Raw genomic sequence first — 25,845 nt, forward strand, 5'->3', positions numbered from 1 at the left:
ACGATACTTCAGTTAGGCAAGAACAACCTATCAGGACTGCGTCTTAGCACCGGCATTAGATATCAACACGGGTGTGTCTGGGCCAAACGAAACATTAATACACTGAAACAAAACAACTTTAACGCAGATTCGTTTGTATTGTTAAGCCTGCGCGGACGCCCAGCCTATGGCCTGTGTGATCGCGCGTTCGGCTCCGCGCATCGTGATGTTCAGAATTGCGCAGCATTCTCAAACCGCATAATCCGGGTCGCTTCAGACAGAGGCCTGCATTAACGTTGCGATAAAGGAGCGCCAGATGACCATTCAAGATACATATCATTTCTCTCTCATTCGCCGCGCGTTGGACGAAATCGATGCTGCAGACAGCCCTCTGTCGCTGGAAGACTTAGCGGGAAAAATGCAGATGTCCTCGGCACATTTCCAGCGGATATTTTCGCGTTGGGTTGGCGTTTCCCCCAAGCGCTATCAACAGTATCTGCAACTTGGGCATGCCAAGACGCTGCTGCGCGATCGGTTTTCCGTTCTTGATACCGCGCATGCAACCGGCTTGTCTGGTAGCGGCCGCTTACACGACATGTTCATCCAATGGGAAGCCATGAGTCCGGGCGTTTATGCGGCAAAGGGTGAAGGCCTAACAATCTATCAAGGGTGGTTTGACGGCCCGTTTGGCGAGATGTTAGCCATGGGCACAGACCGAGGGTTATGTGGCCTCGCCTTCACATCAGAATGTGGCCGTGAGGCCGCCTTGAATGACATGCAATCCCGCTGGCCAAAGGCCCATTTCATTCAGGAAGAGAACCGTATCAAAGCCTGGATTGACGGGGCCATCGGCGGCACCGAAACCAGCGTTGTTTTGATCGGCGCACCGATACAAATCAAAGTATGGGAAGCCCTTCTTCAAATCCCGTCAGGTCACGTCACATCCTATTCAGAGATCGCCTCCGCCATCGGCGCACCACGTGCGCAGCGGGCCGTTGGCACAGCTGTCGGCCGCAACCCCGTGTCTTGGCTGATCCCTTGCCACCGCGCGTTGCGAAAATCCGGCGATGTTGGTGGGTATCATTGGGGGGTTCCTGTGAAGCGTGCGTTGCTGGCTTGGGAAGGCGCACGGGCGGATGAACGCGACGATGTGGCGTAAAACAAGCTAAATCTTGCTGTTCAACGGGATATCACGACAGTGATATTTAATAACATCGGCCTCATGCCTATATATTTTCACAACGAAACAAATAATGAAATGAGGCACATCATGATCCGTGTAAAATCTTCCGTTGCAGTCCTATGCGCAAGCACCATCGCATTGACCGCTTGTATGACCCCAGGTCCCGAGCCCCGCAATGGCAACTCGCGCGCGCAAAATGGCGCGCTGATTGGGGCCGGGATTGGCGCCGTTCTGGGTGGCACCAAAGACAGTGGCAGCGATCGCCTGAAGAACGCTGCAATTGGGGGTGTTCTGGGTGGTCTCGTGGGTGCAGGTGTTGGCGGCCTTCTTGATCGACAGGCTGACGAATTGCGCCGCGATTTGGGCAATGATGTAAATGTTGTGAACAACGGCGATTCACTGACCGTATCTATGCCGCAGGATATTCTCTTTGCAACAAACAGTGCAAACCTGCGTGGCGATCTTCAGGGCGACCTACGGACATTGGCAAACAGCCTTAACCAATACCCAGACAGCACCGTCGATATCATCGGCCATACGGACAACACGGGCGAAGCAAGCTATAACCAAGATCTGTCTTCACGTCGTGCCACCTCAGTTGCCTCAGTGCTGCGCAACTCAGGTGTCTCAGGAAATCGAATCCGCGCGTTTGGGCGTGGCGAGAACGAACCTGTAGCAACGAATTTGACCACAGAGGGCCGCGCACAAAATCGCCGCGTTGACATCATCATTAGCCCAACCAACTGATCTTAGCATCACGTCATAAAGGGGTCGGGTCTTTCCCGGCCCCTTTTAATTTGTCAGCTCGCTCAACTGGTCATATAATTGGACCAAAACGGGAGCGCCGATGCCATTCCAAAAAATCCAGCCGCAAAAGCTCGCTGAGGCCGTCGATCATCAAATCGAAGAATTGATACTACAGGGCATACTGCGTCCTGGGGCCCGCCTTCCAGCAGAACGTGACTTGGCTGAACGCCTTGGTGTGTCGCGCCCTTCCCTGCGCGAAGCGATCGCGTCACTGCAACGCAAGGGATTGCTGGAAAGCAAGGCCGGGTCAGGGATCTTTGTCACCGAAGTACTTGGGTCTGCATTTTCTGCCGCGCTGGTCACCCTATTTGCAGGTCATGACCGCGCCGTGTTGGATTACGTCAGCTTTCGACGCGACATGGAAGGGCTTGCAGCAGAACGCGCGGCGCTCGATGGGTCTGACACAGACCTACAGGTCATTGATGCGATCTTCAAAAAAATGGAAATCGCGCACACCAATGATCAAGACGCCCGCGCCGCAGAATTGGACGCAGAGTTCCATTTGTCGATCATGGAGGCCAGCCACAATGTCGTGATGCTGCACATGATGCGGTCGATGTTCGATCTTCTCCAGCAAGGCGTTTTTTACAATCGTCGAACGATGTTCCAACATGGAACCATGTCTGACACGATGTTGGAACAACACAGAAGTATCAACCACGCATTGCAGTCGCGAGATGCCCAAGCAGCACGCGCAGCCTGTGAAGCGCATATGGAATATGTTTCAAGTTGTCTGCTCTCACAAAAGCGCCGGGACGAGAACGAGTCAATCGCCCAGCTGAGGTTATCCAATGAAGTCAGTGACCTACCTGGCTGAATACGGGCAGAAGCAACGCTTATTCAAAAATGGCACGGTCTACAAAGAAATGCCAAGATCATCGAAACGGAAATTGTTTTTTTAGATTTCCTACAGTAATGCTAGAATGAACTTATAAAGTACCTAGGAGTTATCAATGAAGTCTATGCTATTAATCGGCAGCCTGGTCGCAGCTAGCGCATTATCAGGATGTATTGACCAACAATCTTACGCAACGACCCCAGTTCAAGTTCAAACTGAAAAGGGCACTGTGATTTGCCAACTTTACACTTTGGATCAAGTTCTTTGGGACGAAGCGATTGCTGTACCAGCTGGCATGAGCATCCAAGAAGGCAACCGTGTCTGTATCTCAGAAGGTAATCGTCTCCTGACTGCGCGCTAAGCGATCGAATAAGACCTAGGGTAGCGCCCCAACGGGCGTTATCATCGTGCAATTCGTTTGTATTGCGTGATCGTTTCAAAACAAAAAGGCCGATCAAACAAATGTTTGACCGGCCTTTTTTGTAAGTAAAGAAGTATCAGTTCAAGCGTTGTTCAGCTTCAACAATTGCAGCGTCGATCAAAGAATTACCTTCGGCCGCAGTCATCTTCTTCGCGATCAGATCGCTTGCTGCACCAACGGCAACTGTCACAGCACGATCACGTACTTCTTTAACAGCTGCATTTTTTGCAGAGGAAATTTGATCTTCAGCAGCTTGCAGACGACGTGCGATGGAAGACTTCAGATCTTCTTTCGCAAGTTCAGCAGCTTCTTCAGCTTCCATCTTGGCATGCGCAACAATACGTGTAGCCTGCTCTTTGACTTCTTCTTGCTTGCGCTCATATGAGGCCAGCAAAGTCTGCGCTTCTTCACGCAGAGCACGGGCTTCGTCCAATTCAGAACGAATGCCTTCGGCACGCGCGTCCAATTGCCCACCCAGCATCCCAGGAACTTTAGCAACCACCAAAACGGCGATGAATGCGATAAAGGCCAGAAGCACAACAAAGTTGGTGTTGAACAGCGAGAAGAACGGAATGTCGCCAGCGGCGAAAGCCGGGGTTGCAGCAAGTGCAAAAAGAACGGTGAGTTTTTTCATGTTCTTACCCTTTCATCCGTGCGGTCACAGCGGAGGTCACGGAACGCGCATCGGCTTTCCCACCCATCGCAGCGATGATTTCTTTAGCAGTATCCTTGGCAACGTCTTTGACGGCTGCTTCGGCACCAGCACGGATCTCAGCAATGGCTGCTTCGCTTTCCGCGGCTTTTGCAGTGATGTCTGCGTCCGCTTTCGCGATTGCCACATCAAGGTCTGCTTGAATATCTGCTTTTGCATCTGCAACGATCTTGGCCGCTTCCACACGCGCATCTGCGAGAGCCTGATTATAGGCCTCTTCAGCTTCTTGTGCTTTCACTTTCAAGTCTTCTGCAGCAGCAATATCATTTGTGATAGTCCCACGGCGTTCTGCAAGAACGGACGCGATCCGTGGCAAGGCCACTTTGGACAGCACAAAGAAGATTGCGATCAGCGCAAGGGCGAGCCAGAAAATCTGGTTCCCAAACGTTGAAAAATCAAGTTGTGGTAGGCCACCGCTTGCAGCTTCATGAGCCGCATCAACCGCACCATGTGCAGTTTCAGTAGCGCCATGGGAGGCGTCAGTTGCCGTTTCTGTAGTGTTTGACATGTCGTCCCCTCAGAGCCTTCGGTTACATCGGGAGAACTGGGTAACAGTTCCCCCGTGCGTAAGGAATGTTCTGTTAGGTCTTAAACAGCAAACATCAGCAACAAAGCTACGAGGAACGAGAAGATCCCCAGAGCTTCAGCGAACGCGATGCCGATGAAGAGAGTAGCTGTCTGAGCTGCTGCTGCAGATGGGTTACGCAGTGCGCCTGCGAGGAAGTTGCCGGCTACGTGGCCAACACCGATTGCTGCTGCGCCTGAGCCGATGGCTGCAAGGCCTGCGCCGATGAATTTGCCGAGTGCTGCTGCTGCTACGAGTTCCATGATGTTTCTCCTTACGATGGAATGAGTATTAGTTGTTTAGGTTCAGTTCCTGTTGCGCATGTCTTAGTGGGACGGATGCAGTGCATCTTTCAGATACACACAGGTCAGAATGGTGAAAACGTAAGCCTGGATAAAGGCCACGAGAACTTCGAGGGCGTACACCGCAACGATCGCAGAGATCGGCAGGATTGCACCGATGCCCATGACGCCAGCGAAACCAGCGAACACTTTGATCACAGCGTGACCGGCCATCACGTTACCCGCAAGACGGATAGAGTGGCTCAGCGGGCGTACAAAATATGAGATAACTTCGATCAACGCCAGAACCGGGCGCAAGGCCAATGGTGCTGAAGATACCCAGAACAGGCCAAGGAACGCCGTGCCGTTCTTGACGAAACCCACGATGGTTACGGTCAAGAATACCAGCATCGCCAGAACCGCAGTTACCGCAATGTGGGATGTCGTGGTGAAACTCATTGGGATCAGACCCAAGAAGTTTGAAAACACGATGAACATGAACAATGTCATGATATATGGGAAGAAACCAACAGCGTCTTTGCCAGCTACATCTTCAACCATTTTATAAACGAAACCATAAGCCATTTCCGCGATGGACTGGCTGCGATTTGGAACGATTGCGCGGCGGCTGGTGCCCATGACCATCATCACAACGACGCAAACAACGGCCAAAACCATCCAGAGAGTGGCGTTTGTTGGTGTCCACCACGTAACGTCACCATTTCCGAACAACGGTGAAATTTTGAACTGGTCCATTGGGTGGATTTGCAAACCACTTGGTGCTGCTGCTGCGCTCACGGTCATTTCCTCGTCGTCTCTGTGGCGGTGATATCCGCCTGTGTCTCAGGGACAGATTTCTCTGCCATAATTCTTTGCTCTTGGATTTCTTGTGCCGTGCGGATCATGACCCGAACACCAGCAACAAAACCCAGAAGCACAAATAGCACCATCAGGAAGGGCGTCGTGCCCAAGGCTGTATCCAGCCCCCATCCGACGCCAAAACCAATCGCTAGACCGGCTACAAGCTCTGTTACCATCCGCCAAGCCGCTGAGGCCATGGAATGGTGGCTTTCCATCGGTGGCGTTTCTTCTTGCGTCTTTTTCAGCGCGTCGATCCGATTTTCTAGCGCCGCTAGGCGTTGTGGATCGGGCTGTTCAGACATCAAAAAGGCCCCTTTGGAAACTTGCCGCGAACCTAGGCATCAACGCGTCCAGAGTCAACATTAGCTAAAACAAAGATACCACCTCACAACACGTTGATAAAAAACGATAAAGATATGTATTTAAAAATCACCCACCCCACAGAGTTCTCCGATCACGTGTGACTAACCTCACATCTCTTTATTCAACTTATTGGTTGAGTGTCAGTACGAGACAGATTTTGCCTCTCGCAAATGCCCGTCACAAGCGCACCCAACCGAGTACCTAAAGAAACTGGTCGCAACGCAATTCCCGTCGCCTGACCGTCGCGTCCGCATGCTCAACGCCACCTCGGAATTGGGGACCATGATGTATTGATGCATATTTTCCCCTGTAGATCAGGAAGTCGCGCCCCAATATCAGTACAAACCATAAGGAACCCGATGATGAACCACTTCCGTTTCTGCGCCCTTACTCTTCTACTCGCGCCCCTCTCTCGGCTTGTGAAACCACAACACCGGTGATGCCTTCTGATATCGACGGCGTAGACAACGTCTACTCTGGAAATCACCCAGAACCAGAAGCGCCCGTTTTGATGCAGGTCGCAGTCGCCCCGCAGCGGGTTGATTGCCATGGTATGATGCCAATGAAATGTCTGGTTGTTGACGGCGAGCTTTTCTACGATGGCATTGAGGATTTCACCCATATCGCGGGAACAACCTATCAGCTTGAAGTCGAGAAATCCCCGCGTGCAGCACCGGGCGAGATCCTGCATGACGTTGGATACTATCGTTACCGTTTGGTACGTGTGATCAGCGCCATTCCCGTCGTGGCTACGACGGATCCGTAATGAGGAACGCACGGAAATCATTCACATTGGTCAACGTCGGCCCCGTAATAACCTGTGCTTCTAGCGCTTTGAAAAAACTGTGACTGTCGTTGCGCATTAGCATATCATTCGGGTTAAGCCCCAGTGATTGGGCACGGGCCAGCGTCTTAGGATCAACAACAGCTCCGGCAATTTCATCAGCGCCGTCTACACCATCTGTATCGCAGGCCAGCATGTGAATTCCGCTTTGTCCTTGTAATGCGATCGCCGCAGCAAGAGCGAATTCTGCGTTAGGGCCACCAATTCCCCCACCCCAACCTGAAACGGTGCACTCGCCCCCTGACAACACCAACAAAGGTGCCTCGGCGTCTGTCCGTTTCCCTTGCAGGTCACGCAAAAGGCCGACTTGGCGATGGGCCTCATCGCGGGCTTCCCCCTCAATGGCATCACCCAATATGCATACGTCAACACCTTGATCGCGAGCGAACTTGGCAACTGCGTCCAAGGATTGAATCGGGGCAGAGATAACCTGATTTACAACTTTGGCCAGCCGGGGATCATCAGGACGGCAAACAGTGCTAGGTTGGGTCAAGACCCGTTGCACCGATGGGAGCAAGGGTATTTCACGCTTGGTTACAATATTTTGCGCGGTTGACACTGTCGTCATCTCGCCGACTGTGGGGCCAGATGCGATATCCGCAGGGTCATCCCCAGGCACATCTGATATCATTAAGCATAGCATTTCCGCCGGAAAGGCCGCCGCCGCCAACTGCCCGCCCTTAATGCGTGACAAGTGCTTACGAATGACGTTCATTTCACCAATCGGCGCACCACTTTCCAACAAAGCCTGATGCACCGACTGCATGTCAGATAAATCAAGCCCATTCGCAGGCGCGCATAACAAAGAAGACCCACCACCAGAGATCAACGCTAGCACCATGTCATCGGGCCCCAATCCGGCAACCAGATCCAACATCTTTTCGGTCGCCTCATGCCCCGATTTGTCTGGCACAGGGTGCGACGCCTCAACAATCTCGATGCCATCAACAGGCCGGCCATAGCCATACCGGGTAATCACCAGACCCTCACATTGACCCCAGCAACTTTCCACAGCCTCGGCCATGCGTGCAGAGGCTTTGCCCGCCCCAATCACGACAACGCGCCCTTTGGGGCGCGCAGGCAACGCAACAGGAATGGTTTTCATCGGATCCGCAGCAGCGACCGCAATTGAAAAACACTTGCGCAAAAAGCTTTCAGGACCCGACAGCATTATGCCGCTTCGGACCGTGTGAAGACCCATTTTTTAGCGTCAGATAAATCTGCACGGAAGCCGTAGCCATCGGTGTTGAAGTCTTTCAAACCCTCAGGCCGATCCACACGATTTTGCACCATGTAACGCGCCATCGAGCCACGCGCACGCTTGGCGTAAAAGCCAATCATCTTCAATTCATTGCCGCGTTCCTCACGAAACTCGGGCGTGATGACCGATGTCTTCAGGGCCTTCGTACCAGCCGCTTTAAAATACTCATTCGACGCAAGGTTCACCACGGCAGGGCCTTCTGAGATCTGATCGACCGCCTTCGCCAAGCGATCGCCCCAATAGGCATATAGGTTTTTGCCTGCCTTGTTTTCCAGGCGGCTTCCCATTTCCAAACGGTAGGGCTGCATCAAATCCAACGGGCGCAACAAACCATAAAGCCCAGACAAGATGCGCAGATGATCTTGTGCATATGTAAAATCACTTGCGTCGAAATCCCAGGCCTGCAGCCCTTGATAAGTGTCCCCCGTAAACGCAAGGGACGCTTGTTTGGCGTTCTCTGCTGTTGAAGACTTACCAAACGCATTGAAGCGGTTCACATTCAATTGAGCAAGACCTTCAGAGATCTTCATCAATTTGCGCAGATCCTCAACGGATAGCTTCTTCGCAATCAACGCCAAGCGGTTTGCATCTTCTTGGAAATCCGGCATCGTATGCGCAACCCCTTCTGGGGCGGCTGAGAAATCTAAGCTTTTGGCCGGAGACAACAGGGCAAGCATGAAGCAATTCCTTTCACGGGTTCTGATTTATGGTGTTTGTGTATAGCTTGCCCAAAGGAAAGCAAATCACATGATCGGGAAATCCTGGTTTTGGCTAAGATAAAAGGCGGCCCACGGCATCTTGCCAACGCGCATAGTCCACATCACTGTCTGCGCGTGATTGTTGTGCCTCAAACCTGGCGTCAAGCGCCCAAGATTGGGCAAATTCATCCGGGCTAGGACATATCCCCGCTTGCATCCCGGCCAGAAATGCAACGCCCAGCGCAGTGGTTTCCGTTACGACCGGCCGATCAATCGGCGCTTGAAGTTGGTCCGCCAACGCCTGCATCGTCCAATCGCTATTGGCCATACCACCATCCACACGCAACACAGTATCCCCCTGCCCCTCAGACCAATCAGCCTTCATCGCTTGCGCCAAATCACGGGTTTGAAACGCAACACTTTGCAAAGCCGCCTGCGCAATTTCCGCTGGCCCGGATCCTCGTGTGAGGCCAAAAATTGCACCCCGACAGTTCGGATTCCAATAAGGCGCACCAAGCCCCGTAAAGGCAGGCACGAACGTCAGAACCGCTTCTGGATCGGCAGATTGCGCCAATGCTTGGGTTTCACGGGCATGACCAATCATCTGCAGCCCATCGCGCAACCACTGCACAACGGCACCGGCCACAAAGATCGCGCCTTCAAGCGCATAAGTCGTTTTTCCATCCAGTTGATAGGCCACGGTTGTAAGCAATCGATTTGTAGAAGCCACTGGCTTGTCACCGGTGTTCATCAATGCAAAACACCCTGTGCCATAGGTTGATTTCATCATGCCAGGTTTAAAGCACGCTTGCCCAATGGCGGCCGCTTGCTGATCACCTGCAACACCTAATATAGGCACTTCATCCCCATCGAACACATGCGGCCCAGTCACCCCGAATTCAGCGGCACAATCCGTAACTTGGGGCAACATTGCAGCGGGAACATCAAACAGCTGCAACAGATCTGCATCCCAACACCCATCATGTATATTGTACAGCATCGTGCGCGCAGCATTTGTTGCGTCAGTGACATGGGACGCCCCCCCTGTAAGACGCCAAATAAGGAATGTATCAACAGTCCCGAACAATAGCGCACCAGATTGTGCGCGGACACGCCCGTCTTTGGTGTTCTCAAGGATCCACCGCAACTTGGTTGCACTGAAATAAGGATCTAACAGCAAGCCCGTTTTTGATGTGATTTCTGCTTCACAACCACGCTCACGCAATGCGTCACAATATTCGGACGTTCTGCGGTCTTGCCAGACGATAGCGTTGTGAACCGGCAGGCCTGTTGCTTTGTCCCACACAATTGTCGTTTCGCGTTGGTTGGTTATGCCGATGCCCGCGAGGTCCGTCGCAGCAATACCCGCCGAAACAAGCGCCTCACGACAGGTACGCAGCGTCGTTTCCCAAAGGTCTTCCGGGTTGTGTTCCACCCAGCCAGATGACGGGAAATGTTGCGGGAATTCTTCTTGCGCTGTGGCCAGGGGCGTAGGTACGCCCATCTCATTGGTTTGAAAGATGATCGCACGCGTTGATGTCGTACCTTGATCAATCGCCAGAATAAAACCCGTCATTGTCCTGCCCAATCCTTCTCCGCCAATAGATAAAGGCGGATTCACTTTTGGAAACCTTAGATGCAACACAGCGGGCTGTCAGGCGCAAAATCCTGAGCTGCCAAACATTTTGAACGCAAATAAGTTCAATTCTGACGGAAGGTCCCGCCAATTCCGTTCAAAATGGGACATTCTGGCCGCGCATCCCCCCGGCAGGCATCAACCAAATCTGACAAAGTACCGCGCATCGCCTCAAGGTCTCTGATTTTGCCTTCAACTTCGGCAAGATGTTTATTGGCAATCTGCTTGACCTCTGCGCTCGCGCGGCCGTCATCCTCGTAGAGACCCAACAAAGCGCGACAGTCTTCAATCGAAAATCCTAGCGCACGGGCACGGGCCAGGAACGTCAGATTATGTATATCACGCCCCTCAAAGGAACGATATCCGTTCGCCGCACGTCCGGGACGCACCAAGTCAATTTCTTCATAGTAGCGGATGGTCTTCGCCGGAAGCCCGGTGCGTAAAGATACCTCTTTGATATTCATCACACACCCACCTTAGCCTCTGTCGCCAAATCACGCGCCGAAACATATCGCGATGCTGATTTCCCCGAAGCGGAATAGCCTGTACCAACCCGACGCAAACGCAAGGCGTTGCTTACGACAAGAACACTGGACAAAGCCATGGCCCCAGCTGCCAAGGCCGGCGATAGCACCTGCCCGGTGAAGGGATATAGCGCACCCATCGCAACTGGAATAAGCAAAATGTTATAGCCAAAGGCCCAGGCTAGGTTTTGGCGAATATTGCGCATCGTCGCGTATGAAAGTTTCCGCGCCGTCACAACCGACATTGGATCACCATTGGCCAAAATGACGTCGCCAGCCTCGGTCGCCACATCGTTTCCACCCGCCATCGCAATGCCCACATCTGCCTGTGCCAATGCGGGGGCATCGTTGATGCCGTCTCCAATAAAGGCAACAGGTCCATCTTGCCGAAGTGTTTTTACGACAGCGGACTTATCACCTGGCAGCGTTTCCGCGTAAACTTCTTCGATGCCTAGCAATCTCGCCATCGCCATCGCGGCCGGTTTTGCGTCGCCGGTGATCATCACCACGCGCATGCCATCTGATTTCAACGATTTAACCGCTTCATAACTGTCTGGACGCAGTTGATCGGCAATCGCCCCGACAGCCGCCGCTTTTTTGTCCACAGCAACATATACCACCGATTGTGCCTCGCCGGTGAAATCCCGCGCGGGCGCATATAGGTCAGATAGATCGATACCCTCAGATTTCATCAGGGCCTCGGTTCCAATCAGGACACGCCGACCGTCGACCAAGGCGCGCAACCCGGCCCCAGGCAAAGATTCCATATCCAAGTTCAGCCCAGGCTCAATGCCGCGATCTTGCGCAGCTCGCATGATCGCCCCTGCCAGAAGATGTTCCGAATTCAACTCGGCGCCCGCCATCAAGCGCAATACAGTATCACGTTCGAAACCCGTGGCCGTCGAGAGACCGACCAATTCAGGCCGGCCCGCCGTCAACGTCCCCGTTTTATCAAAGCAGAAGGTGCGTATATGTTCCAAGCGCTGCAATGCATCGCCTTTGCGCAGCAAAATACCCAGCTCTGCTCCGCGCCCGCTTGCAACCATAATAGTAACAGGCACGGCAAGCCCCATGGCGCAGGGACAGGCGATGATCAATACGGAGACTGTAGCAACCAAAGCATGGGACAACACAGGATCTGGTCCAAAGAACAACCAAGCCAGCCCAGCAGACAGCGCCAAAGCAAGGACCGCTGGCACGAACACACGGATGATCCGGTCCACCAAGTTTTCGATCGGCAATCTCGTGGCTTGAGCTTCCTCAACCAACTTCACAATGCGCGCAATCGCCGTGTCACGACCAACCCGCGTCGCCCGCATCACCAAGGCCGAGGTCCCGTTCAAAGTCCCCGCACTCACTGTATCGCCCGGGCCTTTCTCAACCGGCATAGGTTCCCCAGTCAGCATGCTTTCATCAGCATAGCCAGTGCCACGGGTAAGAGCGCCATCTACAGGAAATCGTTCACCTGGACGAATATGAAGCATGTCGTCGGGCAAAATTGCACGTGTCGCGATCTCTGAAATTACGCCATCCACCTCGATCCGCGCCACCGCAGGCTGAAGATTAACCAACCGCATAATCGCTGCCCCCGCCTGCCCCTTGGCGCGTGCCTCCAACCAACGACCCAGCAATATCAATACGACAATCACTGCTGCCGATTCAAAATATACATTATCGCTCCCAGCGGGCAGCCACTGTGGGGCAAAGGTTGCGACTGTTGAATATGCAAAAGCGGCCGATGTTCCCAAGCACACCAGTGAATTCATTTCAGGCGCGCCCTTGAACAACGCAGGTATGCCACTGCGAAAGAAACCGCGCCCGGGGCCAGCCAAAACAAGGAATGTCAAAACAAACTGGATGACCCGGCTGTTGTCATGCCCCAAGCTGCGGCCAATGATGTGATGGAAACTTGGAAACAAATGCCCCCCCATCTCCAAAATAAAAACAGGCGCCGCCAAAAGGGCCGCCCACAGAAACGCACTTCGATACGCTCCCCCCTGATCGGGCGAGGGCGAAGTCATCTCGCCCTCAACACGAAGTGACGCAGCATATCCCGCACCCACGATCAGTTCTTCAATCATCGAGCTATGATTCGCATCGGACACATCGACAACGGCAGTTTGGGTTGCAAGATTTACACGCGCGCCCAAAATCAGATCAGAGCCATCCAACGCGCGCTGAACCCGCCCAACACAGCTGGCGCAAGACAATCCAGAAACATCAAAAACCAATGTCTTGTTTGAGGGCACATTTGTCGGATTGGAATCGGTCATAGCGAACCTTTGATTATCGTCGAGCTTGCACAGATAGACCTTCCAGTCGCAGGAAGGTCAAGTCCAAACTTTCCACAATTGATAATGGTACACATATCTAGCAGCCTGACCACATGACCCGCGCCAAGCACTGTGCTTTCGCGCTTGAGTCTGCCCCATCTGCTCAAAGCCGAAATGCCGACCTCAAAATTGAGCTCGCGAAAGGCAGCCAGAAAATCCATACCGATGCTCTGGTTCTTTTCAGGCTTTCAGATCACCACCAACAGTCTTAAACTAAAGACCCAAATCATGCTTCAAAAACTGATGAAACCACGCGTGACCCTGAGCCCTCAAGTATTTTGTCGATAACGAAGCGATAGGTTTCTTTATTTCTGCCAGTTGCCCTCTCGCAGTTCCTATGCCTGAAGATAAATGGCCCCTCATTCCAGACATCAAGAACTTAACGATAGCGGTCGCGAAATTATCGAAGACATACTAAGTTTTTGCGTAGCTTTCTGGCGGTTTCAAAAGGAGGTGAAGTTCTAGGACTTACAGAGAAAGATTTGAACAAAATTGAGAAGAGCATCTGCGATGAAATCGTAACGAAATTGGATGCAATTCACCCAAATGACGAGACCCCTTACCACAGTCTTTGTAAGTGGATTGGCTCTATCAACGGCAAGATTGCAATAGAAGCTTTACAACCAATTTCGATCTATTGCTTAAGCAAGCCTTGGAGGGCCAGGAAGTACCTTACTCTGATCGATTTGTAGGGTCGCGCAAGTCTTTCTTCGACCTCCGCGCAGTTGAAGACTGCATGATCCCAGAGCATTGGTCTAGGCTGTTCGCGATGCTGCCATGATCATTGAGCGGGGGGCAAAGGCATTTAGTTGAGGAAACGCACTTGGTAGATTGATAAATCGCCTTCCAAGCATGACGTCAACACATCTATGAGTGGTAAGGGCAATTATTATGCCCCTACCCTCTCGGCAGAATTCCAGGCCATCACCATCAACAACGATTGGCATTTAGACGACAGGTCGCATAAGTAAGTTGAAAGCCGGAACGCAGGTCGGACAAAGCCATCTCAGCTTCCGCGATATGTTGAGCACCCGTATGGGGACAGCAAAAGCGGCACGTGGTAATGGGTTTCATCGTTCATCCCAAAACGGATCGGGACTTGATCAAGGAACAAGATTTCCTCATCCACTTGCCCCGTGGCCCGCAGATAATCACCTGCAAAGAAAATCAATTCATAGGTGCCGGTCTTGAACTTTTCTTCGGGCAAGATCGGCGTGTCGGTGCGCCCATCTGCATTGGTCACAGCTTCCACAATCTTCGTGTGAGAGTTTCCAGTCACCCGATACAGCAGAATTTTGATCCCCTCCGCAGGGCATCCCTTCGCTGTATCCAGAACATGTGTGCTTAGCCAACCTGCCATTTGATCTTCTCCCTTTTCCCCATATATCTGCCCCGCTTCCGCGCCTCAGGAAAGCCGCATCCCGTGTAAACAGTTTAAGGCAATTTTTGAAGACCTACGACGTTATTTTACGTTAAGATCACAGTAATAAAACAAAAAGACGAGGGCACAACGTGCAGATCTATCCGCGGAACATGCTTGGCTATGGCGCCAATGCCCCCGATCCCAAGTGGCCGGGCGGTGCAAAAATCGCCGTCCAATTCGTTGTAAACTACGAAGAAGGCGGCGAAAATTGCATTCTACACGGGGACGAGGCCTCTGAGGCGTTTCTATCCGAAATCGTTGGTGCGGCCCAATGGTACGGCCAACGCCACTGGAATATGGAATCGATTTACGAATACGGCGCACGTGCTGGCTTCTGGCGTTTGCACCGTCTGTTCAATGAAATGGAAATCCGACCAACCGTCTATGGGGTGGCCACAGCACTTGCCCGATCCCCTGCACAACTTGCTGCGATGCAAGCGTCTGATTGGGAAATCGCCAGTCATGGGTTGAAGTGGGTCGAGTATAAAGACGCGACTGAAGATGTTGAGCGCGCCGACATGGAAGCCGCGATTAAGTTGCATACAGAAGTCACCGGCACCCGACCGACGGGATGGTACACGGGGCGCTGCTCGGTCAATACCGTGGATATTGTAACCGAAGAGGGTGGATTTGATTACATCTCGGATACCTATGACGACGACCTGCCTCATTGGCGCCATCACAAGGGCCGAGATCAGCTGATCATCCCCTACACGCTGGATGCCAATGACATGCGTTTCGCAACGCCACAGGGGTTTAATTCAGGTGATCAATTCTTCGGATATCTACGCGATAGTTTTGATGCACTGTATCGCGAGGGTGAGGCCGGACAAGCGAAGATGATGTCCATCGGTATTCACTGCCGTCTGTTGGGGCGTCCCGGACGTATCGAAGCCCTGCGCGATTTCATAGAATACGCTCAAGCCCACGAAGATGTTTGGTTCCCGCGCCGCATAGATATCGCGCGTCACTGGCAAGAACATCACCCTGCCCCTGCGCAATGGGCCCGTCCGTCCGAAATGCCGCGCGAGGCGTTTGTCACTGCCTATGGAGGCATTTTTGAACACTCAAGTTGGGTCGCCGAAAATGCATTTGAACTAGAAAAAGGCCCAGCGCATGACTGCCTTGAAGGTGTGCACAACCTGCTTTGTCGTGCTTTTCGTGCCGCCGATCATGATGCACGTCTTGGCGTCTTGAACGCGCACCCTGATCTCGCGGGCAAGCTCGCGGCGGCGGGCCGGTTAACCGAAGAAAGCACATCCGAACAGGCCAGCGCAGGCCTGGACATGCTAACCGACCCCGAGCGTGAGGCCTTTACTCAGCAAAACACGCAATATGTTGCCAAACATGGGTTCCCCTTCATCATCGCCGTGCGTGACAACGATAAGGCATCAATCATGGCCGCCTTTGAACGTCGCATCAACAACGACAGCGCCACAGAGTTTACCGAAGCCTGCAAACAAGTCGAACGCATCGCGTGGTATCGCCTGTCCGACACACTGGAAAGCGCCCTATGAGCCGCATGATCCATACCGCTTTGATGACGCGCGATGCTTTTGCGCCTTTCGGTGATCTTATGCAGATCGAAGGCGCGCCAGATGTCCTGATCAACCAAGGCATGTGCGGGCGCTATCACGACAAGGCCCATCTGGATTTTGATGGCGGGCGTATGGGGGTCAGCCTGTTTAACGCCACGCCCCGCGCATTGCCTTACACTTTGGATATGATGGAACGTCATCCACTTGGATGCCAAGCCTTTGTGCCCATGACTGAACACGGGTTTCTGGTGATTGTCGCCCCGGACGAAGACGGGACACCCGGCGAACCACAGGCCTTCCTTACGGAACCGGGCCAAGCCATCAATTTTCATCGCAATACTTGGCACGGGGTGTTGACCCCCCTGCATGCGCCCGGGCTATTTGCGGTAATTGATAGAATTGCGACGGATGGAGACGCCGCAGAAAACCTAGAAGAATACTGGTTTGAAACGGCTTGGACAGTCGTCAAACCAGAATAAGAGCCGTTTCAACGGCCTTAGAAGAAGGTCTGTAAAGACCTACGAGGGATAGTCAAACGGGAGGAGAAACCAATGGCTGACAATACAATAGGGACCGCAGAACAGATGCGCGATCCCAACTACACGCCCCCACTGAGGCAAGCAATTCCGCTAGGCATACAACATGTTCTGGCAATGTTTGCTTCAAATATCACACCAGCGATCATCATCGCGGGCGTTGCGGGCTTTGGGTTTGGCGCACCTGGCGCTGATATTCCAGCATTGATCTATATGATCCAAATGTCGATGTTCTTTGCTGGCGTTGCGACCTTGATCCAGACCATCGGTCTTGGCCCTGCCGGTGCGCGTCTGCCGATCGTTCAAGGCACAAGCTTTGCCTTTTTGCCGATCATGATCCCGGCTGTGCTGGGTGCGGGTACTGCCGGAATGGCAGGCTTGATGACCGGCGTCATGGTTGGTGGTATCTTCCACTTCTTCCTTGGCTTTTTCATCGGCAAGTTCCGTTTTGCTTTGCCACCACTGGTCACCGGCCTCATCGTTCTGATGATTGGTCTCGCACTTGTGAAAGTTGGCATTGAATATGCTGCGGGTGGTGCGGGTGACTTTAACCGGTCCAAACCCACTTGGGGCAGCGCTGGCAATTGGTTCCAAGCAATGGTCGTGGTCGTGGTCACCCTCGGTGTGAAATTCTTCACCCGTGGTTTCATGTCGGTCGCTGCCGTTCTGATCGGCTTGATCGCGGGCTACATTGTGGCGCTTCTCATGGGCGGTGTGAATTTTGGAAACGTCGGAAACGCGGGTTGGTTTGCCCTTCCACAGCCTTTCAAATTCGGGTTCGAACTGAACTGGGCGATCATCATCGGCATGTGCCTGATGGCCTTCGTTTCAGCAATTGAAACCGTAGGCGATACATCCGGCATCACCAAAGGTGGCGCTGGTCGTGAAGCAACTGACGAAGAAATCGCGGGTGCAACCTTCGCCGACGGTCTTGGCACCGCAATCGCCGGTGCCTTCGGTGGTCTGCCCAACACATCCTTCAGTCAAAATGTTGGCCTTGTTGCCATGACTGGATTGATGAGCCGCCACGTCGTAACCATCGGAGCGATCTTCTTGATCCTCTGCGGGCTTATCCCGAAAGTCGGCGCAATCATCAACACGATCCCCTACCCTGTTTTGGGCGGCGGCGTGATGGTGATGTTTGGCATGGTTGCTGCTGCTGGCGTGAACATGCTGTCAGAAGTGAACTGGAACAAGCGTAACATGGCGATCTTCGCGATCTCCCTGTCTATCGGTCTTGGCTTCCAACAGGTTCCTGAAGCTCTCGCTGGCCTTGGTGGTACTGTGAAGATCCTGATGACATCCGGCCTACTTCCCGCCGCTGTGATCTCGATTGTCCTGAACTTGCTTCTGCCTGACGATCTCGACTGATCCTCTGTTAAGACTGGCCCCCATGTATTCGGGGCCAGTTTACTTATTCCTCAAATGCAGCGTGAAAACGCACATCCCCTTGGGGCGCATTGGGACCGAAGGCCAAAGCTTGCAAATAGGGGCTGCCTTCACCGTTTAGCTTTAGATCCGAGCTCACCTCAAATCCGAAACGACTGTAATACGCAGGGTTTCCCATTAGAATGCAACCGGCCTCCCACAGAGATTTCACCTGCTCAAGGCCTTCCCGGATCAACTTTGATCCAATCCCCGCGCCATGTCGATCCGGACGCACGGACACCGGCCCAAGGCAGACCCAACCCTCAGTACAGGTGCCCACCCCAACCGGGGAAAACGCCACATGCCCCAAGATCTCTCCAGCATCCTCGGCGACCAAAGACAAACGCAACGCGCCGGCCTCGCGCAATAAATCCGTAATCTTGCCATCATGCTCACTGCCATACGGCACCGTCGCAAATGCTGCGATGGTCACCGCATTGATCGCATCGCGATCCGCCGGTTGCTCAGGTCTAATGATCATTTCGCCCCTCCAATGGATCGAATGTACCGCGTTTGAAGCACGTTACAGCTTCAGCTTTGGATGGCGGTTCACGTCTTTATACAGCAGATACCGGAAACGCCCAGGCCCCGCCGCAACACAGGCTTGTGGGCAAAAGGCGCGCAGCCACATGTAATCGCCTGCTTCGACCTCTACCCAGTCTTCATTCAGGCGATAAACCGCTTTGCCTTCCAACACATACAGCCCGTGTTCCATCACATGGGTTTCCGCAAACGGAATACTGCCACCGGCCTCAAAGTCCACAATTGTTACATGCATGTCGTGACGCACATCAGAAGGATCAACGAACCGCGTTGTGGACCAAGCGCCATTGGTGTCCGGCATCACGGAAGGATCCATGTCGACCTCACGCGTGACAAAGCTTTCAGGGGCACCAACCCCTTGCGCGGCCTCATACGCCTTACGGATCCAATGGAACGTCGCATTTGCGTCACTGTTGTTTTTCAGCTGCCAATCCGCACCCGGTGCAATGAAGGCATACCCGCCTTCAGACATGACATGCGTTTTACCATCAAGCGTCAGCTCAGCGGTGCCAGAAACCACGAACAACACGGCTTCTGCCCCTGCATCAGGTTCAGGCGTATCACTGCCGCCACCTGGCGCGACTTCCATGATATAATGGGAAAACGTCTCAGCGAAACCTGACAAAGGACGCGCGATGATCCAAGCCCTTGTGTCATTCCAATGTGGGAAGATTGAGGTCACAATATCACGCATCACACCGCGCGGAATGACAGCGTATGCCGTCTTAAACATCGCACGATCTGTCATCACATCCGTTTGTGGGGGGTGGCCACCGGTCGGGGCGAAATAGTTGCTATTTGACATTGTCTTGGCCTTTCAGTCATTCGCGATCAATATACGCATTAAGCCGGGCAATTGCGCGCCCGGCTTATCAGAAGCTATTCATTGTTTTCTTTGATAATCGATCTGACCTGAAAACGCCGAACGACGTATTCGCCTAGTCAGAAAAGCACAGTTTATTGCCATCCAAGTCTCTTACATAGGCGGAAAAACGCGGGCCGCGCTGGTTCGGCTTCCCCTCACAAGTGCCCCCAAGCGCAATCGCCAATTCATGCATTCTGCGAACCTCATTATATGTGCCAACGCAAAACCCGACCATAGAGCCATTCCCGACGCTGGCGGATTTTTCATCAAATGGGATCGCAACGGCGAAGGCAAAATCATCCGTAACCCAATAGGTCATTCTGTCCGACGGCGACATGCTCTGAAGGTTCGATTTCGCAAAAAGGGCATCATAAAATGCCTTTGATGTCTCCATGTTGTTTGTACCAACAACAAAATAGTTCATTTTCATAACGGGTCCTTTGGTTTGCTTTGGCCACGCCCGCCCCAAGCTCCAACCTGACAGGATTTGGAGCAAGCGGCGACGTTCCCTATTTCGACCCTTCACTGCATATTGATAAATATGTCATTTTATGTCCTATTTCTTTTATGACACGTACAAATGCAACTGGCCGATTAAGACGCATGGAACTGCTTGCCGTTCAGTTAAAACAAGACGCCCACTGCACGGTCAAAGACCTTGCCCTTCAACATGGCGTCAGCGCTCGGACAATTGCCCGTGATATATCGTTGATGCGCGATCAAGGCATGCAGATTGACGCCGACCGAGGGCGCGGCGGCGGCCTACGCCTTGATCAGAACTGGGGCGTCGGTCGGGTCAACCTGACCTATTCTGAGGCAGTCGACCTTCTGATCAGCATCGCCGTTGCAGAACAAATGGATTCACCGATGTTTCTGGCCAGCCTTGGGTCTGTACGTCGGCAACTGGAAGCTTCGTTTTCGAAGAAAAAGCGCCACAAAGTAAATCAGTTGAAATCCCGCATTCTGATCGGAATCACAGCATCAACTTACGTGCAAGCCAGCGCAAGCGCCCCACCCAAACGTGTCGTTCAAGCGTTGCACCAGGCTTTCATCGATCAAGAGATGTTGGATATTCAATACACACGCGAGGATGGTCTATCATCGAAGCGACGGATCGCTCCGCATTACCTGCTGTTAAAATACCCTGTGTGGTATGTGGTTGCCTATGACCAGCTTAGACATGCGCCGCGCATGTTTCGTTGTGACCGGATGTCTTCGGCGACCAAAACAGGAATGCACTTCCATCTGCTGCCAAAGGAAGATTTCCACCCGTCCTTGACGAATGACGACCTATCAGTGTGATCTGAGACAGGTCCTCATCACAGATGGCCCATAAAGCTGGACCAAGCATCAATCTGGCGGGACAAAACGCCCCGCCAGACCGCAATGTTAAATCATATCAGCGATGATAGCTTCCAGTTTTTCACTGTCACGCGCAAAACCACGAATGCCTTCAGCCAGTTTTTCAGTCGCCATAGCGTCCTCATTCATGTCCCAGCGGAACGCAGCTTCTGTCAAAACGGCCGGACGATCAGTGGTCGCGCCTGTGTCTTCCAGCATACGTGGCAACTCGCCATTATCGGTTGCGAGTTCATCCAACAGGCCAGGGCTGATGGTCAAACGATCACATCCGGCCAAGGCTTTGATTTCGCCAATGTTACGGAAGCTCGCGCCCATAACAACCGTTGGGTAACCATGGGTTTTGAACCAATTGTAAATCGCAGTTACTGACAGAACGCCGGGATCAGCTTCGGATGTGTATTCGGTGCCAGGATTGGCCTTTTTGTGCCAATCCAAGATACGCCCCACAAAAGGCGAAATCAGGAAAGCACCGGCTTCGGCACAGGCACGCGCTTGGGCAAAACCAAAGATCAACGTCAGGTTACAGTTGATACCGTCTTTTTCCAGAACTTCAGCCGCGCGAATACCTTCCCAGGTCGCTGCGATCTTGATCAACAGACGGGATTTATCCACACCAGCTGCGTCAAACAACGCGACAATACGGCGGGCCTTGGCGATAGTTGCGTCAAAGTCGTAAGACAGGCGCGCGTCAACCTCAATTGAAACGCGACCCGGCACAAGAGCTGTGATCTGCTGGCCAAAACCAACCGCGATCTGGTCAATCGCATCTTCAACAACCTGCGCATCAGACTTTCCTGCACGGTCCACACGGCCAATCGCCGCCTTCACCAGATCCGCATATTCCGGCATGGTTGCCGCTTTCAGGATCAGGGATGGATTGGTCGTTGCATCAATCGGATTAAGGCGTTCAATCGCGGCAATATCGCCAGTATCGGCAACAACGGTGGTCATAGAGCGAAGCTGTTCAAGCGCAGAAGACATAGGGCAGGTCCTGTGAGGTTACAAAATTTAAGGGCAGTATAAGGGAAACCCGGGAAGGCGGACAGAGCAAAAGAAAACCGAGCAAAGAAACCTCTGCACCGGCATAACCTCTTTCTTCATCTTGTCCGAAATACTCCGGGGTGGCCTGCGCAATAGCGCAGGCAGGGGCTGGCCTCTTATGCCTTGCAAGCGGCCTTGATCGCGCGAATATTCTCGCCATATGGCGCGGAATCAACGACGGACCCGCCCTTAAACACAGCAGACCCCGCAACCAAAACATCGGCACCAGCCGCATGCACAAGCGGTGCTGTTTCTGGCGTCACGCCCCCGTCGATCTCAATGTGCACAGGACGGTCACCGATCATAAGACGCAGATCAGAAACCTTCTCGACACAGCTGTGGATGAATTTTTGACCGCCAAAACCCGGGTTCACTGTCATCACACAGACCAGATCCACAAGATCCATGAAAGGTGCAACTGCGGACGCGGGCGTGCCGGGGTTCAACGCAATGCCAGCTTTCGCGCCGGCGCTGCGGATCGCTTGCAACGTGCGGTGCATATGCGCGCCGGCTTCGACGTGCACGGTGATGAAATCCGCACCCGCTTGGGCAAACGCGTCGATGTAAGCATCCACAGGCGAGATCATCAAATGCACGTCCATCACCGTTTTAATATGCGGGCGGATCGCTTTGCAGGTGTCAGGGCCAAAGGTGATATTCGGTACAAAATGCCCGTCCATCACATCCACATGGATCCAGTCGGCACCCTGGGCTTCGACAGCTTGAATCTCCGCCCCAAAATTCGCGAAATCCGCAGACAAAATTGAAGGCGCAATTTTTAGGGAACGGTCAAAAGCCATGTGAGTATCCTGTCATGAAGTATCGGGAATCATCCCGAAGGTCAGCGTTACCGCCGTATACAAGGTTCAATCCGCAACGTCACGATCGCTTACACATGAAAAAGCCCGACGCAATCTGCATCGGGCTTTAACTCTAAAAATCATCTCACAGCGCTTATGTCGGAACCGCAACTGTGGAAACCGAAATTGAACTCGCAATCCCGCCCGCGCCGGTGATGCTTGCCACGACGACATCAGGTGCCGCGCCGACCCCCTTGATCACAACATCGGCATTCGCAGGGTTCGCGGTATTTGCAACAACCTCAACAGTGGGTGCGATGCTGCCATCATACATCAGTTCAATGCTATCCCCGTCGGTATCACTAAAGTCCGTGATACGAGCGGCATTTCCATCATTCAGCCATGTGCCCAGAACGAACTTATCCGCACCAGCACCACCCGCGGCAACATCATCGTTGCCGACATATAATGTGTCATCACCTGCGTTGCCGTTCAACTCATCCGCAGCAGCGTTCGTCTCGCCACCCTGATAGCCAGCCAAGCCAAGTTTATTGCCGTCAAGCAGCGTGTCAAAAGCGCCTTCAAGGCCAAACAACACATCATTGTTGTCGTCTCCAGACATGGTATCAACACCATCGCCGCCAATCAAAACATCGTCACCGTTGCCACCAAAAATAGTGTCAACCCCGATACCGCCATCAAGTGCATCTTGACCGCCATTGCCCTCAATACGGTCGTCACCACCTTCACCGAAAATGATATCGGCTGAGTCAGGGATACCATTATCAGGGTTGGGATTGGGATTAGGGATCTGTGTTCCAGGATTGCTCGGGTCCTCAATGGTCGGTGAAGAGGCGCGCGCGCCGCCATCAATCGTGTCATTACCATCACCACCATAAATGGTGTCTTTGCCACTGCCGCCCCAAATTGTATCAACGCCATCGCCACCACGGATTGTGTCGACGCCTTGTTGGCCATCAATGACGTCATCACCGTCGCCGCCCTCAACAGTATCGTCACCTTCGTTAGCAAAGATTTTGTCGATACCGGCGCCACCATCGATCACATCTTTACCAGCACCACCAAGAATGACATCATCACCTTCGCCACCGTTCAAAGTATCATCGCCGCCCAATCCGAAAAGACGGTCATCCCCATCGTTTCCGTCTAGAAGGTCAGCGCCGCTGGTTCCCGTAAATTTATCGTCCGTCGGTGCGCCATCACGTGTAATACCTGAGTCGTCAGAATCATCAGACGAACCGCCCATCAATGCAGCGATTCCTACGCCACCCATCAACAGCATCAATATTCCAATACTTCCCGTCATCTTATGCGGCCTTCCAATTACAATGTACTCACCGCGAAGCTGATAGACTCACTAAGCGCAAATTTTTCGATAGTTAATTCAGGCTTATCCAAATAAACAAGGTAATTCAACGAAATTGTTGTGACATGATTAACCGCAAATGCGACTGTTGGATTTTGTCCACACCTATAGCGGGATCGCAATTCTTCTCAGTGCTCGTTTCATGCTCAGCGCAACTGGCTCTCGCTTAGTGTGTGTTGCCATTGAATGACGCGTGTAACCCTCGCACATATGTCAGACGGGATACCCCGCAGTCCCGTCAATACTGCACTTACACAAGCTGGGTCAGTTTTATGCTGGAAACCTGCAATGTCGATCCAGCGCCGATCACACGCGCGACGGCTTCGCCATTGACGAGGATCTCGGCATCAGATCCGTTCACATTCACAGCAATCATGGGCGTCGCCTTTGCAGGATCGTAGAGCACTTCAATCCCATCCCCCTCCGACGCATCATAATCCGCAATCTCCGCGAGATTTGAGCTGCGCAACCAATTCCCGAGCTTGAATATATCAGCATCGGCACCTCCTGTGGCGACATCTCCGTTACCCAGATAGATCACGTCAGATCCCGCGCCTCCGATCAAGCTGTCCTGCGCCGCCCCGTTTTCTACGTCTTTGTGTCCTGCCAACGTTACAATATGACGATCAACAACGTAGTCGATCACCCCTTCACATCCGATGAGAACGTCATTGCCCACGCCACCGTTCATAGTGTCTTCCCCTGCGCCTCCGATCAAAACATCATCACCAGAAAATCCAATGAGCTCATCGTCACCTGCATTGCCAAATATGATATCACCGCCCTGTTCGCCATTAAGCTTATCGTCCCCCACCCCGCCGTATAGGCTGTCTTGACCATCGCCACCGTGGATTTGATCATCGCCAGATTCACCATTAATGATGTCATAATGATCGCCACCGAACATGCGGTCCGCCCCCGCCCCACCTGCCATCACATCCCTGCCGGCACCGCCCAACATCAGATCACTGGCATCCCCCCCAGACATAGTATCAATGCCTCGACCACCAAAGGCCCGGTCACTTCCACCACCACCATTCAGTAGATCACTTCCACCGCCGCCCATGAGCAAGTCATCACCGGCGTCACCAGCCACGACGTCATTGCCTGCGCCCGCGAACATTCGATCGTCTCCATCCGCCCCAATCAGCGTGTCGCGCCCATTCCTGCCATGAAGGGTATCCCCCCCCAAATCGGCGGTTAACACATCGTTTCCGTCCGTCCCTTGCTGCGTACCTGCGCCATGCGCCCCCCCCCCGCATTGCCCCCCCCTTCATCAGGGTCGGTCTGGGAATCTGTTTCAAGATCCCAAAACATGCTCAAAGCAACGCCACTGTACAGCAAGCCAGCAATACCGATCAGGCCAATCATGATAAATCAATCCCTCGCACCTACTCAAAATTCGATCCTCAAACCAATGGAACATTCGTTAAAAACACTTCTGTCTCAAAATCACCGACCTTATTAGCCGTAAATTCACTACAAATCATTTCTCCGTAAATATTCGTTTTTAAAATGTAATTTAAATTTGGAATTGAATTAAATAAAATGCAGTCATTCCGCACGGCCCGTCAGGCATCAACGGCCATTCACATATTGCACGCACCCGGAAAAAC

General features: G+C 52.9%; 28 protein-coding genes. 9 read left to right on the forward strand and 19 right to left on the reverse strand.

Annotated features, from left to right (window positions below; genetic code table 11):
• Positions 1-295 precede the first annotated feature (295 nt).
• The 4 genes from RJ38_RS03000 to RJ38_RS03015 all read left to right on the forward strand — a co-directional run bounded on the left by RJ38_RS03000 (position 296) and on the right by RJ38_RS03015 (position 3,168).
• Positions 296-1,138 (forward strand): methylated-DNA--[protein]-cysteine S-methyltransferase, encoded by an 843-nt coding sequence (locus RJ38_RS03000; protein ID WP_039017415.1) that lies wholly within the window; start codon positions 296-298, stop codon positions 1,136-1,138.
• A gap of 111 nt (positions 1,139-1,249) precedes the next feature.
• On the forward strand, positions 1,250-1,909 hold the full coding sequence (locus RJ38_RS03005) for a YiaD family glycine zipper/OmpA-like lipoprotein (protein ID WP_039017416.1): 660 nt from the start codon (positions 1,250-1,252) through the stop codon (positions 1,907-1,909).
• A 100-nt stretch (positions 1,910-2,009) separates the two neighbouring features.
• Positions 2,010-2,786 (forward strand): FadR/GntR family transcriptional regulator, encoded by a 777-nt coding sequence (locus tag RJ38_RS03010; protein ID WP_039017417.1) that lies wholly within the window; start codon positions 2,010-2,012, stop codon positions 2,784-2,786.
• A gap of 136 nt (positions 2,787-2,922) precedes the next feature.
• Positions 2,923-3,168 (forward strand): hypothetical protein, encoded by a 246-nt coding sequence (locus tag RJ38_RS03015; RefSeq protein WP_039017418.1) that lies wholly within the window; start codon positions 2,923-2,925, stop codon positions 3,166-3,168.
• Positions 3,169-3,304: 136 nt separating this feature from the next.
• Here RJ38_RS03015 and RJ38_RS03020 read toward each other — a convergent pair whose 3' ends face one another.
• The 5 genes from RJ38_RS03020 to RJ38_RS03040 form a co-directional block, all read right to left on the reverse strand.
• Positions 3,305-3,862 (reverse strand): F0F1 ATP synthase subunit B, encoded by a 558-nt coding sequence (locus RJ38_RS03020; protein ID WP_039017419.1) that lies wholly within the window; start codon positions 3,860-3,862, stop codon positions 3,305-3,307.
• A 4-nt stretch (positions 3,863-3,866) separates the two neighbouring features.
• Positions 3,867-4,448 (reverse strand): F0F1 ATP synthase subunit B', encoded by a 582-nt coding sequence (locus RJ38_RS03025; protein WP_039017420.1) that lies wholly within the window; start codon positions 4,446-4,448, stop codon positions 3,867-3,869.
• Positions 4,449-4,528: 80 nt separating this feature from the next.
• A complete protein-coding gene (locus tag RJ38_RS03030) occupies positions 4,529-4,768 on the reverse strand; it encodes a F0F1 ATP synthase subunit C (RefSeq protein WP_039017421.1) in 240 nt (79 codons plus the stop codon).
• A 63-nt stretch (positions 4,769-4,831) separates the two neighbouring features.
• On the reverse strand, positions 4,832-5,590 hold the full coding sequence (locus RJ38_RS03035; protein WP_052245154.1) for a F0F1 ATP synthase subunit A: 759 nt from the start codon (positions 5,588-5,590) through the stop codon (positions 4,832-4,834).
• Positions 5,587-5,949 (reverse strand): AtpZ/AtpI family protein, encoded by a 363-nt coding sequence (locus RJ38_RS03040; RefSeq protein WP_039017423.1) that lies wholly within the window; start codon positions 5,947-5,949, stop codon positions 5,587-5,589. Before RJ38_RS03040 ends, RJ38_RS03035 begins: the two co-directional genes overlap by 4 nt.
• A gap of 500 nt (positions 5,950-6,449) precedes the next feature.
• Here RJ38_RS03040 and RJ38_RS03045 point away from each other — a divergent pair, with 500 nt between their 5' ends.
• The gene (locus RJ38_RS03045; protein WP_052245155.1) at positions 6,450-6,776 is read left to right on the forward strand and encodes a DUF4377 domain-containing protein; all 327 of its coding nucleotides are present in this window, start codon (positions 6,450-6,452) and stop codon (positions 6,774-6,776) included.
• On the opposite strand, the gene RJ38_RS03050 is transcribed toward RJ38_RS03045, so the two are convergent.
• From RJ38_RS03050 to uraH, 6 genes are all read right to left on the reverse strand, one after another.
• Complete coding sequence (locus RJ38_RS03050; RefSeq protein ID WP_039017424.1) at positions 6,760-8,025, reverse strand: glycerate kinase type-2 family protein; 1,266 nt, start codon at positions 8,023-8,025, stop codon at positions 6,760-6,762. The genes RJ38_RS03045 and RJ38_RS03050 overlap by 17 nt on opposite strands.
• Positions 8,025-8,792, reverse strand: a complete 768-nt coding sequence (yaaA, locus tag RJ38_RS03055; protein WP_039017425.1) for a peroxide stress protein YaaA — start codon at positions 8,790-8,792, stop codon at positions 8,025-8,027. Before yaaA ends, RJ38_RS03050 begins: the two co-directional genes overlap by 1 nt.
• A gap of 94 nt (positions 8,793-8,886) precedes the next feature.
• Positions 8,887-10,389 carry a glycerol kinase GlpK gene (gene glpK, locus RJ38_RS03060; protein WP_039017426.1) on the reverse strand — a complete coding sequence of 501 codons (1,503 nt, stop codon included), beginning with the start codon at positions 10,387-10,389 and terminating at the stop codon, positions 8,887-8,889.
• A gap of 125 nt (positions 10,390-10,514) precedes the next feature.
• Positions 10,515-10,913, reverse strand: a complete 399-nt coding sequence (locus tag RJ38_RS03065; protein ID WP_039017427.1) for a MerR family DNA-binding protein — start codon at positions 10,911-10,913, stop codon at positions 10,515-10,517.
• The gene (locus tag RJ38_RS03070; RefSeq protein ID WP_082005608.1) at positions 10,913-13,246 is read right to left on the reverse strand and encodes a heavy metal translocating P-type ATPase; all 2,334 of its coding nucleotides are present in this window, start codon (positions 13,244-13,246) and stop codon (positions 10,913-10,915) included. Before RJ38_RS03070 ends, RJ38_RS03065 begins: the two co-directional genes overlap by 1 nt.
• Positions 13,247-14,312: 1,066 nt before the next feature.
• The gene (gene uraH / locus RJ38_RS03085) at positions 14,313-14,666 is read right to left on the reverse strand and encodes a hydroxyisourate hydrolase (RefSeq protein ID WP_039017429.1); all 354 of its coding nucleotides are present in this window, start codon (positions 14,664-14,666) and stop codon (positions 14,313-14,315) included.
• Between the two features lie 152 nt (positions 14,667-14,818).
• On the opposite strand from uraH, the gene puuE reads away from it, so the two are divergent.
• From puuE to RJ38_RS03100, 3 genes are all read left to right on the forward strand, one after another.
• A complete protein-coding gene (gene puuE / locus RJ38_RS03090; RefSeq protein WP_156121733.1) occupies positions 14,819-16,246 on the forward strand; it encodes an allantoinase PuuE in 1,428 nt (475 codons plus the stop codon).
• Positions 16,243-16,746 carry an ureidoglycolate lyase gene (locus RJ38_RS03095; protein ID WP_039017431.1) on the forward strand — a complete coding sequence of 168 codons (504 nt, stop codon included), beginning with the start codon at positions 16,243-16,245 and terminating at the stop codon, positions 16,744-16,746. Before puuE ends, RJ38_RS03095 begins: the two co-directional genes overlap by 4 nt.
• A 72-nt stretch (positions 16,747-16,818) precedes the next feature.
• Positions 16,819-18,174: a uracil-xanthine permease family protein gene (locus RJ38_RS03100; protein WP_039017432.1), complete on the forward strand. Its 1,356-nt coding sequence runs from the start codon at positions 16,819-16,821 to the stop codon at positions 18,172-18,174.
• 43 nt (positions 18,175-18,217) lie between these two features.
• Here the strand turns inward: RJ38_RS03100 and RJ38_RS03105 are convergent, their stop codons facing one another.
• The 3 genes from RJ38_RS03105 to RJ38_RS03115 form a co-directional block, all read right to left on the reverse strand.
• Positions 18,218-18,712, reverse strand: a complete 495-nt coding sequence (locus RJ38_RS03105; RefSeq protein ID WP_039017433.1) for a GNAT family N-acetyltransferase — start codon at positions 18,710-18,712, stop codon at positions 18,218-18,220.
• A gap of 42 nt (positions 18,713-18,754) precedes the next feature.
• Positions 18,755-19,579, reverse strand: coding sequence for a bifunctional allantoicase/(S)-ureidoglycine aminohydrolase (locus RJ38_RS03110; protein ID WP_039017434.1), 825 nt, complete (start codon positions 19,577-19,579; stop codon positions 18,755-18,757).
• A gap of 133 nt (positions 19,580-19,712) precedes the next feature.
• A complete protein-coding gene (locus RJ38_RS03115) occupies positions 19,713-20,069 on the reverse strand; it encodes a VOC family protein (protein ID WP_039017435.1) in 357 nt (118 codons plus the stop codon).
• A 137-nt stretch (positions 20,070-20,206) separates the two neighbouring features.
• Between RJ38_RS03115 and RJ38_RS03120 the strand changes: the two genes are divergently transcribed.
• Positions 20,207-20,941: a helix-turn-helix transcriptional regulator gene (locus tag RJ38_RS03120; RefSeq protein ID WP_238321632.1), complete on the forward strand. Its 735-nt coding sequence runs from the start codon at positions 20,207-20,209 to the stop codon at positions 20,939-20,941.
• 87 nt (positions 20,942-21,028) lie between these two features.
• On the opposite strand, the gene tal is transcribed toward RJ38_RS03120, so the two are convergent.
• The 5 genes from tal to RJ38_RS18750 form a co-directional block, all read right to left on the reverse strand.
• Positions 21,029-21,982: a transaldolase gene (gene tal / locus RJ38_RS03125; RefSeq protein WP_039017437.1), complete on the reverse strand. Its 954-nt coding sequence runs from the start codon at positions 21,980-21,982 to the stop codon at positions 21,029-21,031.
• Positions 21,983-22,158: 176 nt separating this feature from the next.
• Positions 22,159-22,842 carry a ribulose-phosphate 3-epimerase gene (gene rpe, locus RJ38_RS03130; protein WP_039017438.1) on the reverse strand — a complete coding sequence of 228 codons (684 nt, stop codon included), beginning with the start codon at positions 22,840-22,842 and terminating at the stop codon, positions 22,159-22,161.
• 154 nt (positions 22,843-22,996) lie between these two features.
• On the reverse strand, positions 22,997-24,169 hold the full coding sequence (locus RJ38_RS17965) for a calcium-binding protein (protein ID WP_082005609.1): 1,173 nt from the start codon (positions 24,167-24,169) through the stop codon (positions 22,997-22,999).
• A 310-nt stretch (positions 24,170-24,479) separates the two neighbouring features.
• The gene (locus RJ38_RS17970; RefSeq protein ID WP_052245158.1) at positions 24,480-25,436 is read right to left on the reverse strand and encodes a calcium-binding protein; all 957 of its coding nucleotides are present in this window, start codon (positions 25,434-25,436) and stop codon (positions 24,480-24,482) included.
• The gene (locus RJ38_RS18750; RefSeq protein WP_156121734.1) at positions 25,430-25,600 is read right to left on the reverse strand and encodes a hypothetical protein; all 171 of its coding nucleotides are present in this window, start codon (positions 25,598-25,600) and stop codon (positions 25,430-25,432) included. The genes RJ38_RS17970 and RJ38_RS18750 overlap by 7 nt, the downstream gene beginning before the upstream one ends.
• Positions 25,601-25,845: the final 245 nt, after the last annotated feature.

Source organism: Halocynthiibacter namhaensis (genome assembly GCF_000812685.1).
In the GTDB taxonomy this organism is placed as follows: Bacteria; Pseudomonadota; Alphaproteobacteria; order Rhodobacterales; family Rhodobacteraceae; genus Halocynthiibacter; species Halocynthiibacter namhaensis.

Bases quoted from the DNA above. Each gene is read 5' to 3' on its own strand.
- yaaA (WP_039017425.1), bottom strand. From the start codon at position 8,792: ATGCTTGCCCTGTTGTCTCCGGCCAAAAGCTTAGATTTCTCAGCCGCC.
- RJ38_RS03035 (WP_052245154.1), bottom strand. From the start codon at position 5,590: ATGACCGTGAGCGCAGCAGCAGCACCAAGTGGTTTGCAAATCCACCCA.
- RJ38_RS03100 (WP_039017432.1), top strand. From the start codon at position 16,819: ATGGCTGACAATACAATAGGGACCGCAGAACAGATGCGCGATCCCAAC.
- RJ38_RS03110 (WP_039017434.1), bottom strand. From the start codon at position 19,579: ATGTCAAATAGCAACTATTTCGCCCCGACCGGTGGCCACCCCCCACAA.
- RJ38_RS03000 (WP_039017415.1), top strand. From the start codon at position 296: ATGACCATTCAAGATACATATCATTTCTCTCTCATTCGCCGCGCGTTG.
- RJ38_RS17965 (WP_082005609.1), bottom strand. From the start codon at position 24,169: ATGACGGGAAGTATTGGAATATTGATGCTGTTGATGGGTGGCGTAGGA.
- RJ38_RS03015 (WP_039017418.1), top strand. From the start codon at position 2,923: ATGAAGTCTATGCTATTAATCGGCAGCCTGGTCGCAGCTAGCGCATTA.
- RJ38_RS03045 (WP_052245155.1), top strand. From the start codon at position 6,450: ATGCCTTCTGATATCGACGGCGTAGACAACGTCTACTCTGGAAATCAC.
- RJ38_RS03020 (WP_039017419.1), bottom strand. From the start codon at position 3,862: ATGAAAAAACTCACCGTTCTTTTTGCACTTGCTGCAACCCCGGCTTTC.
- RJ38_RS03025 (WP_039017420.1), bottom strand. From the start codon at position 4,448: ATGTCAAACACTACAGAAACGGCAACTGACGCCTCCCATGGCGCTACT.
- RJ38_RS03120 (WP_238321632.1), top strand. From the start codon at position 20,207: ATGACACGTACAAATGCAACTGGCCGATTAAGACGCATGGAACTGCTT.
- RJ38_RS03095 (WP_039017431.1), top strand. From the start codon at position 16,243: ATGAGCCGCATGATCCATACCGCTTTGATGACGCGCGATGCTTTTGCG.
- RJ38_RS03010 (WP_039017417.1), top strand. From the start codon at position 2,010: ATGCCATTCCAAAAAATCCAGCCGCAAAAGCTCGCTGAGGCCGTCGAT.
- RJ38_RS03005 (WP_039017416.1), top strand. From the start codon at position 1,250: ATGATCCGTGTAAAATCTTCCGTTGCAGTCCTATGCGCAAGCACCATC.
- RJ38_RS03070 (WP_082005608.1), bottom strand. From the start codon at position 13,246: ATGACCGATTCCAATCCGACAAATGTGCCCTCAAACAAGACATTGGTT.
- RJ38_RS18750 (WP_156121734.1), bottom strand. From the start codon at position 25,600: ATGATTGGCCTGATCGGTATTGCTGGCTTGCTGTACAGTGGCGTTGCT.
- RJ38_RS03065 (WP_039017427.1), bottom strand. From the start codon at position 10,913: ATGAATATCAAAGAGGTATCTTTACGCACCGGGCTTCCGGCGAAGACC.
- rpe (WP_039017438.1), bottom strand. From the start codon at position 22,842: ATGGCTTTTGACCGTTCCCTAAAAATTGCGCCTTCAATTTTGTCTGCG.
- tal (WP_039017437.1), bottom strand. From the start codon at position 21,982: ATGTCTTCTGCGCTTGAACAGCTTCGCTCTATGACCACCGTTGTTGCC.
- uraH (WP_039017429.1), bottom strand. From the start codon at position 14,666: ATGGCAGGTTGGCTAAGCACACATGTTCTGGATACAGCGAAGGGATGC.
- RJ38_RS03050 (WP_039017424.1), bottom strand. From the start codon at position 8,025: ATGCTGTCGGGTCCTGAAAGCTTTTTGCGCAAGTGTTTTTCAATTGCG.
- glpK (WP_039017426.1), bottom strand. From the start codon at position 10,389: ATGACGGGTTTTATTCTGGCGATTGATCAAGGTACGACATCAACGCGT.
- RJ38_RS03040 (WP_039017423.1), bottom strand. From the start codon at position 5,949: ATGTCTGAACAGCCCGATCCACAACGCCTAGCGGCGCTAGAAAATCGG.
- RJ38_RS03030 (WP_039017421.1), bottom strand. From the start codon at position 4,768: ATGGAACTCGTAGCAGCAGCAGCACTCGGCAAATTCATCGGCGCAGGC.
- RJ38_RS03115 (WP_039017435.1), bottom strand. From the start codon at position 20,069: ATGAAAATGAACTATTTTGTTGTTGGTACAAACAACATGGAGACATCA.
- RJ38_RS03105 (WP_039017433.1), bottom strand. From the start codon at position 18,712: ATGATCATTAGACCTGAGCAACCGGCGGATCGCGATGCGATCAATGCG.